This is a genomic window from Xanthomonas vasicola pv. musacearum NCPPB 4379 (assembly GCF_000277895.2).
GTDB classification, from domain to species: Bacteria; Pseudomonadota; Gammaproteobacteria; order Xanthomonadales; family Xanthomonadaceae; genus Xanthomonas; species Xanthomonas vasicola.
In genome coordinates, this window is sequence record NZ_CP034655.1 from 4,009,372 (window position 1) to 4,024,216 (window position 14,845).

The window sequence follows — 14,845 nt, forward strand, 5'->3', positions numbered from 1 at the left end:
CCTTCTCCCACCGGGAGAAGGTGCCTCGAAGAGGCGGATGAGGGGACGGGCGAAGCTCTGTGGAGTTTGTGTGCATGAGGGCTGCGCCCCGTCCCCTCACCCCCCGCCCCTCTCCCGAGGGAGAGGGGCTTGTTGCTTCCTACTCCCCTTGGGACAAAGGTCCGAAGAGGCGGATGAGGGGACGGGCGAAGCCTTGCGGTGTTTGGGTAGGAGGGCTGCGCCCCGTACCCTCACCCCAACCCTCTCCCAACGGGAGAGGGGCTTGCAGTTACTTTTTCACCCCAGGAAACCCCAGCTTCTCGCGCTGCGCGTAATACGCCTGCGCCACGCCTTGGGCAAGCGCGCGCACGCGCAGGATGTAGCGCTGGCGTTCGGTCACGCTGATCGCACGGCGTGCATCCAGCAGGTTGAACGCGTGGCTGGCCTTGGTCACCTGCTCGTACGCGGGCAGCGGCAGGCCGACCTCGACCAGATGCCTGGCTTCGGCTTCGCAGGCGTCGAAGCGATGGAACAGCTCGGCCACGTTCGCGTGTTCGAAGTTGTACGTGCTCTGCTCCACCTCGTTCTGGTGATACACATCGCCGTAGGTCACTGCGGCGCCGTCCGGCCCGTAGGTCCACACCAGCTCATAGACGTTGTCGCAACTCTGCAAATACATGCACAGCCGTTCCAGCCCGTAGGTGATCTCGCCGAGCACCGGCTTGCATTCGAGCCCGCCGGCCTGCTGGAAGTAGGTGAACTGGGTGACCTCCATGCCGTTGAGCCACACTTCCCAGCCCAGGCCCCAGGCGCCCAGCGTGGGCGATTCCCAGTTGTCTTCGACAAAGCGCAGGTCGTGCACCAGCGGGTCGATGCCCAGCGCCTGCAACGAGCCCAGATACAGGTCCTGGATGTTGTCCGGGTTGGGCTTCATCGCCACCTGGTACTGGTAATAGCGCTGCAGGCGATTGGGGTTTTCGCCGTAGCGGCCATCGGTGGGGCGGCGCGAAGGCTGCACGTAGGCCGCATTCCACGGCTCCGGTCCCAACGCGCGCAGGAGGGTGGCCGGGTGGAACGTGCCCGCACCTACTTCCAGGTCCAGCGGCTGGATCAGCACGCAGCCTTGTTCGGCCCAGTACTGGTTGAGGGTCTGGATCAGGCCCTGGAAAGTGATTGGAACGCGCCGGGAATCGGACATGCAGCAAAGGCCGTGCGGAAGGGGTGCGCTAGTATACCGGCCGACCCGCGGCGCTTTGCCGCGGAGCACCGCTGCAGGGGAACACGCACATGGAACAGCGGCGCACCGCCGATCCGGACAACGCAGTGGCACTGTTGCCGCGCGGCCGGCTGATGTTCGACCCGGTGGCTGCCGCCCTGCTGGCCGACGGCATGGTGGTACCGCACGAACACGAGCGTGTGCAGTTCTCCGCCAGCGGTGCGCGCAGTGCCAGCGATGTGCATCCGCTGGTGCTGCTGGCCAATCTGAAATTGCATGCGGCGCAACCGCCGGCCGGCGAACTCGGACTGGAGCGGCTGACCGAATGGCTGGCCACGCGCACCGGGCTGCGCTATCTGCGCATCGACCCGACCCGCATCGATGTTGCCGCCGTCACCGGCGTTGTCTCGCACGCCTATGCACGCCGCCATCGCATCCTGCCGCTGGCGCTGGATGCCGAGCGCGTGCTGATCGCCACCAGCGAGCCGCTGGCGCTGGACTGGCTGGCCGACGTGCAGCATCTGAGCCGACGCCGCATCGAGCTGGCACTGATCAACCCGCTGGACTTGCATCGCTACACGATGGAGTTCTTCGGCGTCACCCAGTCCGTGCGTGGTGCGCGCAACGATGCACGCAGCACCGAATCCAATGTCGGCCTGCCAAGCTTCGAACAGCTGGTGGAACTGGGCCGCGCCGGCGACGTCAATGCCGACGACCACCACATCGTGCATATCGTCGACTGGCTGCTGCAGTACGCCTACGAACAGCGGGCAAGCGACATCCATCTGGAGCCGCGCCGCGAGGCCGGGCGCATGCGCTTTCGCATCGACGGGGTGCTGCACAAGGTGCTGGAAGTGCCTCCGTCGGTGATGACGGCGGTGGTCAGCCGCATCAAGGTGCTCGGGCGCATGGATCTGGCCGAACGCCGCCGCCCGCAGGATGGCCGCATCAAGACCCGCTCGCCAGGCGGGCGCGAGGTGGAAATGCGCCTGTCCACGATGCCCACCGCGTTCGGCGAGAAGTGCGTGATGCGTATTTTCGACCCGGATTCGGCGTTCAAGAGCATCGAGCAGCTCGGTTTCAGCCCCGAAGAAGCCGCCGGCTGGAGCGCGCTGGTCGAGCGCCCGCACGGCATCGTGCTGGTCACCGGCCCCACCGGCTCGGGCAAGACCACCACACTGTATTCCACGCTCAAACGCCTGGCCACGCCGGATGTGAACGTGTGCAGCGTAGAAGACCCGATCGAAATGATCGCGCCGGAATTCAACCAGATGCAGGTGCAGCAGAACATCGATCTGGATTTCGCCAGCGGCGTGCGCACACTGCTGCGGCAAGACCCGGACATCATCATGATCGGCGAAATCCGCGACCTGGAAACCGCGCAGATGGCGGTGCAGGCCTCGCTCACCGGGCATCTGGTGTTGTCCACGCTGCACACCAACGATGCCGCCTCGGCGATCACCCGCCTGCTCGATCTGGGCGTGCCGCATTACCTGGTGGCCTCCACGCTCAACGGCGTGCTGGCGCAGCGACTGGTGCGCACGCTGTGCGTGCATTGCAAACGCCCGCACACGCTCAGCGACGCCGACTGGGCGGCCATCCGCGAACCTGGCGAAGCCCTGCCGGAACCGCTCAACGTGCACGCCCCGGTCGGTTGCCTGGAATGCCGCCGCACCGGCTACCTGGGCCGGGTGGGCCTGTACGAACTGCTGCCGGTCACCCCGCGCCTGCGTACCCTGATCCGCCCAGACACCGAGCTGGCCGGCTTCAGCCAGGCTGCCCGCGGCGAAGGCCTGCGCACGCTGCGCCGCACCGGCCTGGAGAAGGTCGCCGCCGGGCTGACCACCATCGAAGAAGTGCTGTCGGTATTGCCGCCGCGGGAATAGACGAGTCCTACGTCCTGGCGACCACGCCGCGTGCGCGTGCGTGATCCGCAGGGGACCTTCGACGCCACGAGGCGTCGAGGGCCGGCAGGGGTCGGTTGAAAACGTCTGTGCTGACAACAGGACCGATCCCTGCCGATCGCCCGTGTTCGCCCAGGCACACGGTTGCTTGGCATGCGCAGCGACACCTCAGGTATGCACCCCGTTTTCGCACACGTCGCGGTCGATCGCCATGACGGCGATCGACCCATTGGCCCGCGACTGCGAGCCGCACGCGCTTGATGTCCGTACCAGTGGAACCCGGCACTCATGCCTTTTGCATGCCTTTTGGGTGTAGCCATCGCCTGGCTCACAGCGAGCCCTTCCTGTGAGCCTGTCGTTTCCCGACCTCTTGAGCGGTTGATCGGACCTCATGCGCGATCTCCCAGACGCTCGCTGTGGGCGGGCTTGCTCACCTTGGCGGTCATCTCGTGCATCGCCGTTCTATGCCGTGCGATCTCCTGGGTCAGTTTTGCCTGCCTCGCCGGGTCGGGCTGAGGTTTGTGCCGCTCCTTGTCCAGGCGTGTCTGCGCCAACTGCATCCGCTTGTACGACAGATGCGTTTGCGCCTTGGCGTTGAAGCTCTCGGCCGTGTGGAACTGCACTTCAAACGTATAGCCCTCGGCATCGGTGAAGCTGGCATTGATGCCCCGGTAGGTGCCGTCTCCTGAGGTAAAGTAATTCTTCAGCTTCACGCACGTCATCCCTTGTAGACGCAGTGCGTCCTGGGCCGCCAGCACCTTGGCCACAAAACCCTCGGACGGCAACTCAAGCGCATAGCGCAGCGCATCGCCCACGCTCTGCGTGGCCTGTTCTGCGCTCATGCCGGCGCGCAGATGGCGCCGGATCTTGTCCTTGATCGAGGCGACCGATTTCTGGAACGGGGCCTGTTGCACCTGCTCGATCCGGCCCTGCTTGGCGTCGTAGCGCACGTTGCCCCAGAGCCGCGCGCCCAAGCCTGCGGCCAGCGTGTTGAGCACCGGCGTCAGCGACGCTTGCTTGCCTGCAGCGGCGTTGAAGATGCTGTGTGCCTGCGATGCGTCCGCATTGACCGGGGTCTGTTCGGAGGCGAGCGCCGGCGGTGTGCTTGCCAACGCCGGCACGGTCTCTTCCTGCCAGTCGTCGATCTCCTCGCACCCTGGCGGCGAGGCCACACGCTTGAAGGCCTCCAGCGCAGGCGCCTGCAGCTTGCGCTGCTCGGCCCGCGAGGCGCCGCCAAGCGCCAGCGCATGGGTGTGCTTGTACAGATCGTGGAAGCGCTCCTTGAGCGCGAAGGTCTCCGGCGTATGGAACTGGATCTCCCACAGCGCACCGTCAGGGCTGCGCAGCGTGACATTGATGGCCTTGAAGGAGGGCGGGTAGTCGATGAATTGATTGGTCAGCCTGACCCGTGCATGGCCCTGATCGTCCAGTGCGGCGAGCACGGCGCGCAGGCCGGCGGTAAAGTCCCGCGGTTCCAGCACCATGCTGTAGCGCAGCGCATCGTTGACGTTGGCTGCCGCTTCTTCCAACGTCTGCTTCTTCAATGCCATCCGCTGCTTGAGCTTTTCCTGCAACGAGCTGTAGGACTTCAGTTGATGCTGTGTGCCGGCCAGCTGCCCGCCATGACGCGCGGCAATGCGCTGCAGCATGTCGGTGACCTGCGGCTCCATCTGGCGAGCGCGCCGCAGCAAGGCCTGCGCCTCCACCGCAATGTCCTGCGGCTGCACGGCGCGCAGCCGCTCGGCCGGCGGCGGCGGCCGGGCGATCCAGCCGGCCTGCTGAAGCGCCTCAAGCGCGTCTTCCATGACGCCAGCGGCCATCGACGGCATGCGCTGCAGCAGCAGCTTGGTCTGTTCGGGATCGAAGCGCCCGTCCTGCATGGCCCGGGCGGTCGCCCTGCTGTAGGGCACGCTGCGGACCCGCTCGGCAAAGGCCCGCTCGGACCGTTCGCAGGCCTCCACGATCTTGGCGAACAGCGCCGTGCCGGTGTCGGACTTCAGCGCATCGGTGCCGACCTTGATCGCGTTGGTGAACAGGTTGCGCATGGTCAGTTCCGGCTGGCCGGGGATGAGCCCGGGTTGCCCGTTCGGGAACTGCGCATGCGACAGCCGGCACACCGGGTAGTTGTCCAGGATGGCGTGGATGCGGGCGTCGACGCCGGACGCAGCCTCGTAGGCCTTGGCCAGGCCGGGAAACGCCTCAGCCAGGGCCTCGGGCAACGCCGGCGCGGCGCTGTCGGCGGCCGGGTCCGCCTCAAGCGCAAGCAGCTGCGCGTGCAGCAACGTGGCCGCTTGTCGCGCCTCGGGCAGGTGGGCGCGTTCGATCGCCTCGCGCGCCTGCACGCGCAGCGTGGCCAACACCTGGGGATCGCGGACCTGCTCGTCGAGCAGTTCGCGCAAACCGTTGCGCAACCCGCGCTCGATGCCATCGTAGGTGCCGAACATCATGTCGCGCGCCATCGCTTCGCGCAGGTCGTCCGGCTGCCCCATGAAACGCGACGCCAGCGTGGCCGCCGCCGAGGTGATGCGCTGACCGCGCTTGAGGGACATGATCTCCGACAGCCGCCCGGGCTGGTAGTGGCCGCTGACCGGGTCGATGGCCGGCGTGGCCGTCTTCGGCGGCTTGAAGGACTTTCGCCGACCGAGCCCGGCCTTGCGATCCATCACCCGCGAAATCAGTGCGGCCAGCTTGGGGTAGCCTGCGTAGACAAACGCATCGTCGCCGTCGGTGTCCATGTCGCGTTTGCGCAGCTCGTCAATCGGCAGTGCGCCCAGGCGCCCAGGCTCCACGATGTCCTTGAGCCGCAGGCTGCCGGTACTGAGGATCTCGCGCGGCAAGGCACCGCGGTCACGGCCGTTTGTCCAGCACGACAGCGTCTTCAGATCTTCCTTGGAGCAGGCAAGGTCGGTGTCGCTGAACCCGGCCGGCCACTGCTGCTCGGGCACCACCACCAGCATGCCCTTGCTGTGCAGCATCTGCGGATCGGCGCCGGAACGATCATCAAAACCGGTGTAGCTGTACTGGATGCCGAAGCACTGGGAGAGGAACGCGGCGGTGGCATCGCCCTTGGCCACGGTAGCGATGCGCTGCTCCGGCACAGGCAGCAGATTCTCCTTGTCGTAGGGGGGCTTGCCGAGCAGCAACGGGCCGCCGGCGGCGTCGAAGGCCTGGCTGCGCTGCTGCGGCAGATGCACCTTGTCGTCGGCCGAAGGCACCGCCCGCACCCGCTGCCCCCGGTAGCCGCCGCCGATGAGCGGCCTGTACAGCCACAGCGGGTCATCGCTTGTCGGCTCCAGGGTCTGCAGCCGGTCCTGCATCGCCGCGTGCGCCTCTTCCAGCGCTGCATCATCGCGCGGGTAATGCTGCAGCGCCTGCGGTGGCATCACCGAAGGCCCCTTGTCCTTGGCCACCAGCTCGCGCTGCTCCTCGGTGGCCTGGTTCGCCTGCACCGCGTGCCAGGCCTCGTAATGCTTGCGGAAGGCCGGAATGGCCAAGGCCACCTCCAGTTTCAGGAAGCCGCAGCCATCGTTGGGGCACAACGCCAGGGCAGTGCCATCCACGGCCAACGGCTTGAACGGATGCGCAGGGCCCTCGACGTCATCGAACACGCCCAGGCGCAGCGTGCCTTCCACGACATGGTCACTGGGCACCATCTCCAGCAGCGAGCGCTGCATGCGCGACCAGTCCTCGCGTTGCGGAGCGAGCTTGGCCGCCAGCTGCATCAGGCTGCTGCCCGGGGCGGTGTCGGCATAGCGGAATGCCGGCAACAGCGACGCCGACTCCTTGCGTTGGGACACCACCAGGCTGTGGCTACCGGATTTGCTGCGCGCCGCGCGGCTGCCGCCGAACATGTCAAAGCGCCAGGGCTCGCCGTTGTAGTTGAACGTGCGCGCCAGCATGAAGGTCGATAGCTCACCAGGCAGTTGCACTTCCACCAGCGGCAGCCCAGTCAGGCGCGCAAACAGCGAGTACGGCTTGTCCGATTCGGAACGGTTGGTCGACAGCTCCTTGCCCACCAGATCGACCACCACATGGGTCGTGCTGCCGTGGCCGGGCGCCGGCGCCACCAGCCGGCCGGGAACCGAGGACATGCTCAAGCGCCCACGGTCCAGGTCAAAGCGGGTCGGTGGATGGGCCTGGGTAATCGTCGGCGCTTCCTTGGCCATGCGCAGGTCCAGGGCGTCGAACACCTGCTCGCCGGCCTCGATCTGCGCGATCAGGTTCCAGCTCATCTCGCCCAGGTCCGCCTCGATCGCCTCGCGCGTGCGCTCCAGCGTCTGGTCCACCCACTTCACCAGTTCGTCGCGGCGCTGGCGCAGTTGCTTGCGCGACCCCTCAAGATGGCGCGCTTTCCATTGCCGGCTCACCACCGCGTAGGCCTTGAGCACCTGGTAGAAGGTCAGCGCCGGGCAGCGTGTTGCATGCTGTTCGATGCCGGCCGACGCGCGTGCGCCGTCCCCGCCCAGGTACAGGTCGATCTTGCGCGCGACGATGGGCTGCAACGTATTGAACACGCGCAATGCCTGGACCCCATGGCGGGGCCTGAGCTCCGGGCTGCGGATAAACGGCACCAGTCCCATGCAGAGGCTGCCGATCCCCTCAAGGCTGGTCTGGCGTAATCCATCGTCCCCGATCAGGGCCGACACCCGCTCTAGCGCCGGCTGTCCCAGCGGACGCATCTGGGGTTGCAGCCGCGCCGATGCAAGGGCCTTGAAGAGCACACCGATATCGGCGGCCGAAGCTGACGCAAACCGCTCGCGGTGCAGGTCCAGGTGCCCGGCCATCGCCTGCAGCTTGGCGACACCCAGGGTCCGGAACTGCCCATCCTCCTCTTCGTCCTCTTCGTCCAGGTGCAACAGCCGAGACATCGCGTTGGCCACCATCGCGATCCCACGCATCTGGAACTGCCGCCAGGGTAGCTCGGCCGAGCCTGCACGCTCGGCGAGCAGCACAAATGCCGATTGGCACACCGGCCTGGCGAGGCATTTGCTCAGCGCGTTGAGCGCGATGGCCACGCCTTGCGCGTCCAGGGCCTTGCGCAAGCCGGGCGCGTCGGCCAGCGTCGCAGCCAACAGGTCGATGACTGTCTCGCAGGCCTGCGTGCCGGGCCATTTGCTGAGGGCGTTGAGCGCTTGGGTCACGTTGATAGGGTCGAAGGCATGACGCAAGCCGGCATCGTTGGTCAGCCGCTCGGCCAGCGCGCTGGCGGCGGCCGCGCAGACCGGGGTGTCGGGCCATTTGCTCAGGGCGTTGAGTGCGTTGCCAAGGCCCTGCGCTTCCAGATCCCTGCGCAACCCGGGATCGTTGGCTAGCCGCTCTGCCAACGCGCTGGCGGCGACCGCACAAACAGGCATATCGGGCCACTTGCTCAGGGCGTTAAGCGCAGTAACCACGCCTTGAGGGTCGAGGTCCTTACGCAACTGGGGATCGTCGGCCAGCCGCTTGGCCAGCGCACTGACGACGGCTGCACAGATCTGGCTGTTGGGCCATTTGCTCAGCGCGTTGAGCGTATTGGCCACGCCTTGCGTGTCCAGGTCCTTGCGCAACTCAGGTTCGTCGGCCAGGCGCTCAGCCAACGTGCCGACGGCGGCCGCACAGAGCTTGTTGTCGGGCCATTTGCACAGCGCGTTGAGCGCTTGGGTCAAGTGGACAGGGTCGAGGGTCTTGCACAGCTGGGGATCGTCGGCCAGGCGCCCGGCCAGCTTGCTGGCGGCGGCCGCACAGATATCCATGCGGGGCCACTTGCTCACGGCGTTGAGCGCGGTGGCCACGCCCTGCGGTTCCAGGGCCTTGAGTAACCGGGGGTCGTCTGCCAGCCGTGCGGCAAGCGCGCTGACAGCGGCGGCACAGACCCTGCTGGCAGGCCATTTACTTAGGGCATTGAGCGCATTGGCCACACCTTGCAGATCCAGGGCCTCAACTAATGCAGGCTCCTCGACCAGCCGTGCTGCCAGCGCGCTTGCAGCGGCCGCACAGACCGCGTCGTCGGGCCATTTGCTCAGGGCGTTGAGCGCGGTGGACACTTGCTGCGCGTCGAAGGCCTTGCGCAACCTGGGATCGGCGGCCACCCGTGCGGCCAGTGCGCTGGCAGCGGCCGCACAGACCGGCGTGCCGGGCCATTTGCTCAGGGCATTGAGCGCATTGGCCACGTCCAATGGATTGAGATCCTTGCGTAACCCGGGATCGGCGGCCAGCCGCTCGGCCAGCGCACCGGCGGCGGCGGCACAGACCGGGGTGTCAGGCCATTTGCTCAAGGCATTCAACGCGTTGGCCACGTCCAGTGCATTGAAGGCCTTGCGTAACTGGCGATCGCCGACCAGGCGCCCTGCCAACATGCGGGCAGCTTCCGCACAGACCTCGGTGCCCGGCCATTTACTCAAGGCGTTCAAGACGTTGGTCACGTCGACCGGGCCAAATTCCTTGCGCAGGTCGGGCTCGTCGACCAGCCGCTCGGCCAGCGCGTTGGCGGCTTCCGCACAGACCTCTGCGTGGGGCCATTTGCTCAGGGCATTGAGCGCATTCGCCACACCTTGCGGGTCCAGCAACTTGCGCAATCCGGGGTCGTGGACCAGACGTGCCGCTAGCGCACTGGCGGCGGCCGCGCAGACCGGTATATCAGGCAATTTGCTCAGGGCGTTGAGCACATTGGCCACGCCTTGCGGATTGAGGTCCTTGCGCAACCCGGGATCGTCAACCAGCCGCTCGGCCAGCGCGCTGGCTGCCTCCGCACAGACCGCGTCGTCGGGCCATTTGCTCAGGGCATTCAGCGTGTTCGCCACGTTCTGCGCATCCATGGCGTAGCGCAGGCGCTTGTCGCTGGCGACAAGCGCAGCGAGCCGATGCGCCGTGACCTGGCAGTCCGGATTATCGGACCACTTACTGAAGGTGTTGAGTGCTAGGCTGATGCCCTGCGCTTGCAGCGACTGTCGGGCGTGGTCGTCACGTCGCAGATAACGTGCCAAACGCGCCACCGCGCGTTCACACCGGCCGCTGTCGAGATTCTTTGAGAAGGCGTTCAGGAGAAGAACTACCGGGTAGCCCCTCAGCCCCACCAGATCATCGGCCTGCGTGACCTGTCCAGCGATCCACGCGATGGCCTCCATGCATGCGGGCAGGTTCTGGTGCTTGCTTAGCTTGTTACTCACATGCGCCAGCTGCTTCAGCGATGCACCTTCGAACCATGCGGTCTTGGAGAGGTACTGCGCCGCAAGCTCGGTGCAACGATCCAGATCGCGGGGCGTCACCCCTGCTCCTCTGGCGCGCCGGGCAGTGACAATCAGCTGAAGATATTTGTCCAGCCGATGCGCGTTAAGTTGCGCGGCGACACCTTCTTCCAGGAAGGGCAACGCCATCCTGCCACGCATGCGATGCGCCAGCTCGTTGTCGTATGCCATCGACACGCACAGGCCAGCATTGTGGTTCCGAGCGATTCCGTGGGACTCATCGAGCTGTTGCTGCTGGTGCTGTCGCTGCGCCTGTAGCCGCTTGTGTTCCGCCCACTCCAGCTGATGTTCGGCCGTGCGCAGGTCGTCGGTCGTCAGCCCCATACCATGCAGTGGCCGCTTTGACTGCCGAGATGGCGCTTGCTCTTCACGTGGTCGCTTTCTTGCGGACCGCTCGGACGGTTGTTCGCGCGGTCGAAGAGATGCCCTTGCCTCCACACCATGCTGCAAGGGTCGTTGTGGCCGAAGATGCGCTGGCGACGCGTCGACGTCAGCGGTCATCGTGTCCAGCTGCCGCTCGGTTTTGATGCGCTCGTTTTTTACGGCAGAGGGCTGCCAGCGCCGAAAGCGCCTGTCCCATGCCCCTTCGCTGGCATCGATTTCCTCTTTTTTCAAGGCGCTTGCGCGAAAGGGCTTGCTGTCTCGCGTCGACGCCCCCGGGGCATCCGACTCTCTCCTCGGCCGTTTTGTCGGCGGCCGTCCAAGCCGTTGATGCGCGCCGCTGGTGCTGGCTGCTGCCTGATCCTCCGTTAGCCTGGGCTTTTCCTCATGAGCGTAAGGCGGATTTTTGCGGAACGCGTTTGAATTGGTGGCATGAGTTTTCATGCCCGAAATTTAGTCAATCTGCCCGCGAGCGACTTGTTCAATACGAAGCGCCGAAGACGTGTGCGACGCCCGCCGCGGGCTGGGCGGATGACCCACCACGCGTCGCAGCAATTGGATATCTTGGATGTAGCACCTGCAGGCTGTGTCCTCGGCTGCCGTCAGGCGCCGTGCTCGAGTGGCACACCGCTTAGGCGACGCAGCAATCATGCCGGCGGCTGACAAATTTCCTACTGGCCGCTGGCCGACCATGCCAGATTGCCAGCCGCGTCGTAGGCCATGACGGTCGACCCGCTCTCGGGCTCCATCACTTTGCACAGCTGCTGGTTCGCATCGTAGACGCAGCGACGGGCCGCCAGGCAAACGCCATGCTCCACCGGTGGCGGCGCCACCACCTGCACGACCTGGTTGCTGGATTCATTACCGAAATCACCGGCACCATCGCGCATTCGCCAACGCAGGTTGTAGCCGCCCGCACCTAGGGGCGCGCGGAGGCTGAAGTTGAAGTCCACACTTCCACCAGGCGGAACATCGGATGGCAGGCCCACTTCGCCTGGCGACCATCCTCGCGTATCGCCAACCAACACAGCCCGATAGCCCTGCCCCTGGCGCCAGGTGACATTTCCCGTGTTCGTGAACCGCACGGACCCGGTGACAGAACGTCCGGTTGGGAGCTGCGCAGGCATGTTCTGAGAGACGAAAGCAGCATTACGCTGCATGGCAGGAATCGAGAGTGCACCCGACCCATCAATGAGGGAGTTGTCCCGCCCGACCGGAGAAATGCCATGGATATAGAACGGCTTGCCGCCTTGGCTTCGAATCAGGTCTTCGGTAATTGGAATTGAGAAGCGGTAGTTACTCCCCGACGATGAGCAAGCGCTGGCAACGCCAGGTTCGCTGGCAAGGTTTGCGCTAGCGATAGCAGCAAGCGTTCCAGTCCCATAAGCCCCGCCCGCATACATATGGACGTCAATCGATCGGCGTAGTCCTGCAGAATACGCCCAGCCGACAATCGCCTTGTTGTCCTGAATACCCTCGATCCGCCCTTCGATCACCGATGCAGACACGGCCACTGCGCCCGGCCCGGAAATGGTGTCGTTTGAGGCTCCTACCGGAGAGAGGCCATGGATATAAATGGCCTTACCGCCGTTTGCCGACGCTTGGCCACCCTCGCCGCCATGACCTCGGTGGGCTCCGTCTGCCGCGACCGCACCATTAGGTCTCCAAACATCACGGCATCGGCAGGATTGTCCAGTTGCGCCTGAGCGATGCGCGTGCCGTCCGGCAGCGTCACATCTTTCAGCGTGAGCTCGTTGATGTCCCCACTGCGGACCTTCCTGAGCAGCTCATCCAGATCCACGGTCGTCCCTTTCCGCATCGCATGGCATCGAATGCCATCGATAGTGCCATCCCCATCGTGGCCGCCGCCAGCCTGGCGTGGTCACCGCGACGGTTTCCCAGCGATCGGACAAGGTAACGCGAGCCAATCGAGGCTCGAAGATCGGTGGGAACAAAGAAGCGCGCATACAGGCCGGCCGAGCGCGACATCATCAGAGGCTTGGGCAAGATTGATACCTCGATTGATACCTCAAGGGGCATCGCTCGGAATCATCAATCGGCCGAAATATCCAGCCAAGTCAGGCACTTAGAGACTTGGCGGAAGCTCTGGAGCGGGCGATGGGAATCGAACCCACGTCAGTAGCTTGGGAAGCTACAGCTCTACCATTGAGCTACGCCCGCATGGCGCTGGCAGAGTTTATGCGGGTGCGGGTGTCTGGCGCAATGCGCGCAAATAGAACGAGGGCCGGTTGCCCGGCCCACGTGTCTTGCTTGCTAACTGTGGCTTACCGCGCGCTTCAGAAGTTGCCGCTGAAGTTCACGAACAAGGTGGCATCGCGTGCGCTGCGCTGGGCCGTGGTGGTGCTCAGACCAACGTTGCTCTGTAGGCCCCACAGGCCGGTGTGTGCGCCCAGCACGACGGTTGCGTAGTTGCGATCGAAGTTCTGGCCCGGAACGGTGTACATGCCGACCTCCGGCATCGACTGCAGCCAGGCGCTGGCTTCGCCGCCTTCTTTGAACTCGTGGTCGTAGGTCGCCTGCAGGTACGGCTTGACCGCCGCGCCGTCCAGACGCACCTGGAAGCCAACGCGGCCGACCAGCGAGTCGATGTCCTGGTTGGCGTAGCCCAGCGCGGTGGAACTTTCGTTGCTTTCGGTGTAGCCGTCGAGCTTGATCTTCTGCCAGGTCAGGCCGGCCACCGGGCCGTACTTGACGTTGCCTTCGCCCAGCGAATAACCGGCATTAAGCGCGGCGGTGAGGTTGCTGCCGTCCGGCGAGCCGCTATGCACGCGGGTGGCTGGCCCGAGCTGCACTTCACGGTCCACGTCGTAGCTCAGCCAGCTGTAGCTGACCTGGGCGTTGACCCACACCGGGCCGGTGTACCAACCGAAGAAACCGCCCAGGGTGCTGTCGTCCTGCTTGAAGCTGCCGTTGCGGTTGCCGAAGTCGGCATCCATGCGGCCGAAACCGGCAAAGCCACCGAACACCATGTCGCCCGCGGTCCAATCCACACCGAACAGGCCGGCCGGTGCCATGCCGTCATACAGATCGGCGTGGTCGTAACGCTGCATGTCGCCACGCACGCTCCCCCACCAACGCATGCCATCGGCGTCCGGCTTGCCGTCCAGATGCCAGGCCACCTGGTCGGCGCGCGCGCGGCCGACGGCCTGCGCGGAATGGGTCAGCACCTGCTGCAAACGCGGCGCTTCCAGGAGCGAGATGGCGTATTCGCCCAGGATCTGGTGCACCGCCGTGCTCGGGTGGATGCTGTCGGCGAACACATAGGTGTTCTGCGCATTGGCGGCGACCAGGCTGGTCGGGTTACAGGCCGGCAGCGGCACGGCCGGGTTGCAGGCGGTGCTGGTGACATTGCTGAAACCGTAGGTGCCCGGGTTGGCGACGATTTCCTGCAGCATGTGGAAGGTGTCGACCGGGATCACGCGCAGGCCGGCCGACTGCAGACCGTTGAACAAAGCGGTGTTGTAGGCGGTAGCCGCGCCGGTGCCCTGCGCCATGCCCACAGCGCCGCCAGCGCGGAAGCGCGGGGTGAGGCCGACGTCCGGAATGGTCGGCACCATGACATAACGCGCGCCGGCGTTCTGCAAGGCAGCCACGGCGCCCACCTGGGCGGTCACCGCGCTGCCGATGATGGCCTGCGCCTGTGCCGGAGCGAGGGACGCGGCAAGCAAGTCATTGGCGCCGCCCCACACGGTGTAGAGCGCATTGGGGTTGGCGCGGCCGCCGTTGGCGGTGAGATAGGTGTTGATCTGGCTGGTCACCGACGGCGCAGCGCCAAGTGCACTGACCGAGCTGGCCTGGATGCGCGCGCCGCCGGCAGCGTAGTTATCGCCGGTCTGGCCATTGCCGTTGGGCGCGGCACTGGTGCCGAAATGGTCGCCAACATATTCGGCCCACACCCAACCCGGGTTGGTGGTGAACTTGCCGGTGACTGCGCGCGAGGCGGCCGGCAGCAGAGGGTTGTAGTAGCCGCTGTCGGTGAGGCTGTCACCAAAGAACACGGTCTGGTCGAAGGCCGATTCGGCCATGGCCGGAGTGGCCGCGATAGCGATGGCCATGGCCATGGCCATCAGGGAGCGGATCGGGCGAAGTGTTGAAGCCATCGGAATGCCTGCTTGAAGTGA

General features: G+C 65.6%; 5 protein-coding genes, 1 tRNA gene and 1 pseudogene. 1 reads left to right on the top strand and 6 read right to left on the bottom strand.

The genetic code is table 11. The features are described 5' to 3' along the window. Positions 1-268 precede the first annotated feature (268 nt). Positions 269-1,177 carry a glycine--tRNA ligase subunit alpha gene (gene glyQ, locus KWO_RS18570; RefSeq protein ID WP_010378033.1) on the bottom strand — a complete coding sequence of 303 codons (909 nt, stop codon included), beginning with the start codon at positions 1,175-1,177 and terminating at the stop codon, positions 269-271. A gap of 89 nt (positions 1,178-1,266) precedes the next feature. Between glyQ and KWO_RS18575 the strand changes: the two genes are divergently transcribed. After that, on the top strand, positions 1,267-3,081 hold the full coding sequence (locus KWO_RS18575) for a GspE/PulE family protein (RefSeq protein ID WP_010378031.1): 1,815 nt from the start codon (positions 1,267-1,269) through the stop codon (positions 3,079-3,081). 407 nt (positions 3,082-3,488) lie between these two features. On the opposite strand, the gene xopAD is transcribed toward KWO_RS18575, so the two are convergent. The 5 genes and pseudogenes from xopAD to KWO_RS18600 all read right to left on the bottom strand — a co-directional run bounded on the left by xopAD (position 3,489) and on the right by KWO_RS18600 (position 14,785). After that, the gene (gene xopAD / locus KWO_RS18580) at positions 3,489-11,147 is read right to left on the bottom strand and encodes a XopAD/skwp family type III secretion system effector (protein WP_029216803.1); all 7,659 of its coding nucleotides are present in this window, start codon (positions 11,145-11,147) and stop codon (positions 3,489-3,491) included. Positions 11,148-11,374: 227 nt separating this feature from the next. Next, positions 11,375-12,211, bottom strand: a complete 837-nt coding sequence (locus tag KWO_RS22680; protein ID WP_227254365.1) for an NBR1-Ig-like domain-containing protein — start codon at positions 12,209-12,211, stop codon at positions 11,375-11,377. Positions 12,212-12,294: 83 nt separating this feature from the next. Then, positions 12,295-12,743: pseudogene (locus KWO_RS23165) on the bottom strand (integrase); the annotation flags it as partial. A gap of 67 nt (positions 12,744-12,810) precedes the next feature. Continuing rightward, positions 12,811-12,884, bottom strand: a tRNA-Gly gene (locus tag KWO_RS18595). 116 nt (positions 12,885-13,000) lie between these two features. Beyond that, the gene (locus KWO_RS18600; RefSeq protein WP_017117867.1) at positions 13,001-14,785 is read right to left on the bottom strand and encodes an autotransporter domain-containing esterase; all 1,785 of its coding nucleotides are present in this window, start codon (positions 14,783-14,785) and stop codon (positions 13,001-13,003) included. Between the last annotated feature and the right edge of the window lie 60 nt (positions 14,786-14,845).

Coding starts and splice junctions, on each gene's coding strand:
- glyQ (WP_010378033.1), bottom strand. CDS start 1,177: ATGTCCGATTCCCGGCGCGTTCCAATCACTTTCCAGGGCCTGATCCAG.
- xopAD (WP_029216803.1), bottom strand. CDS start 11,147: ATGAAAACTCATGCCACCAATTCAAACGCGTTCCGCAAAAATCCGCCT.
- KWO_RS18575 (WP_010378031.1), top strand. CDS start 1,267: ATGGAACAGCGGCGCACCGCCGATCCGGACAACGCAGTGGCACTGTTG.
- KWO_RS18600 (WP_017117867.1), bottom strand. CDS start 14,785: ATGGCCATGGCCATCGCTATCGCGGCCACTCCGGCCATGGCCGAATCG.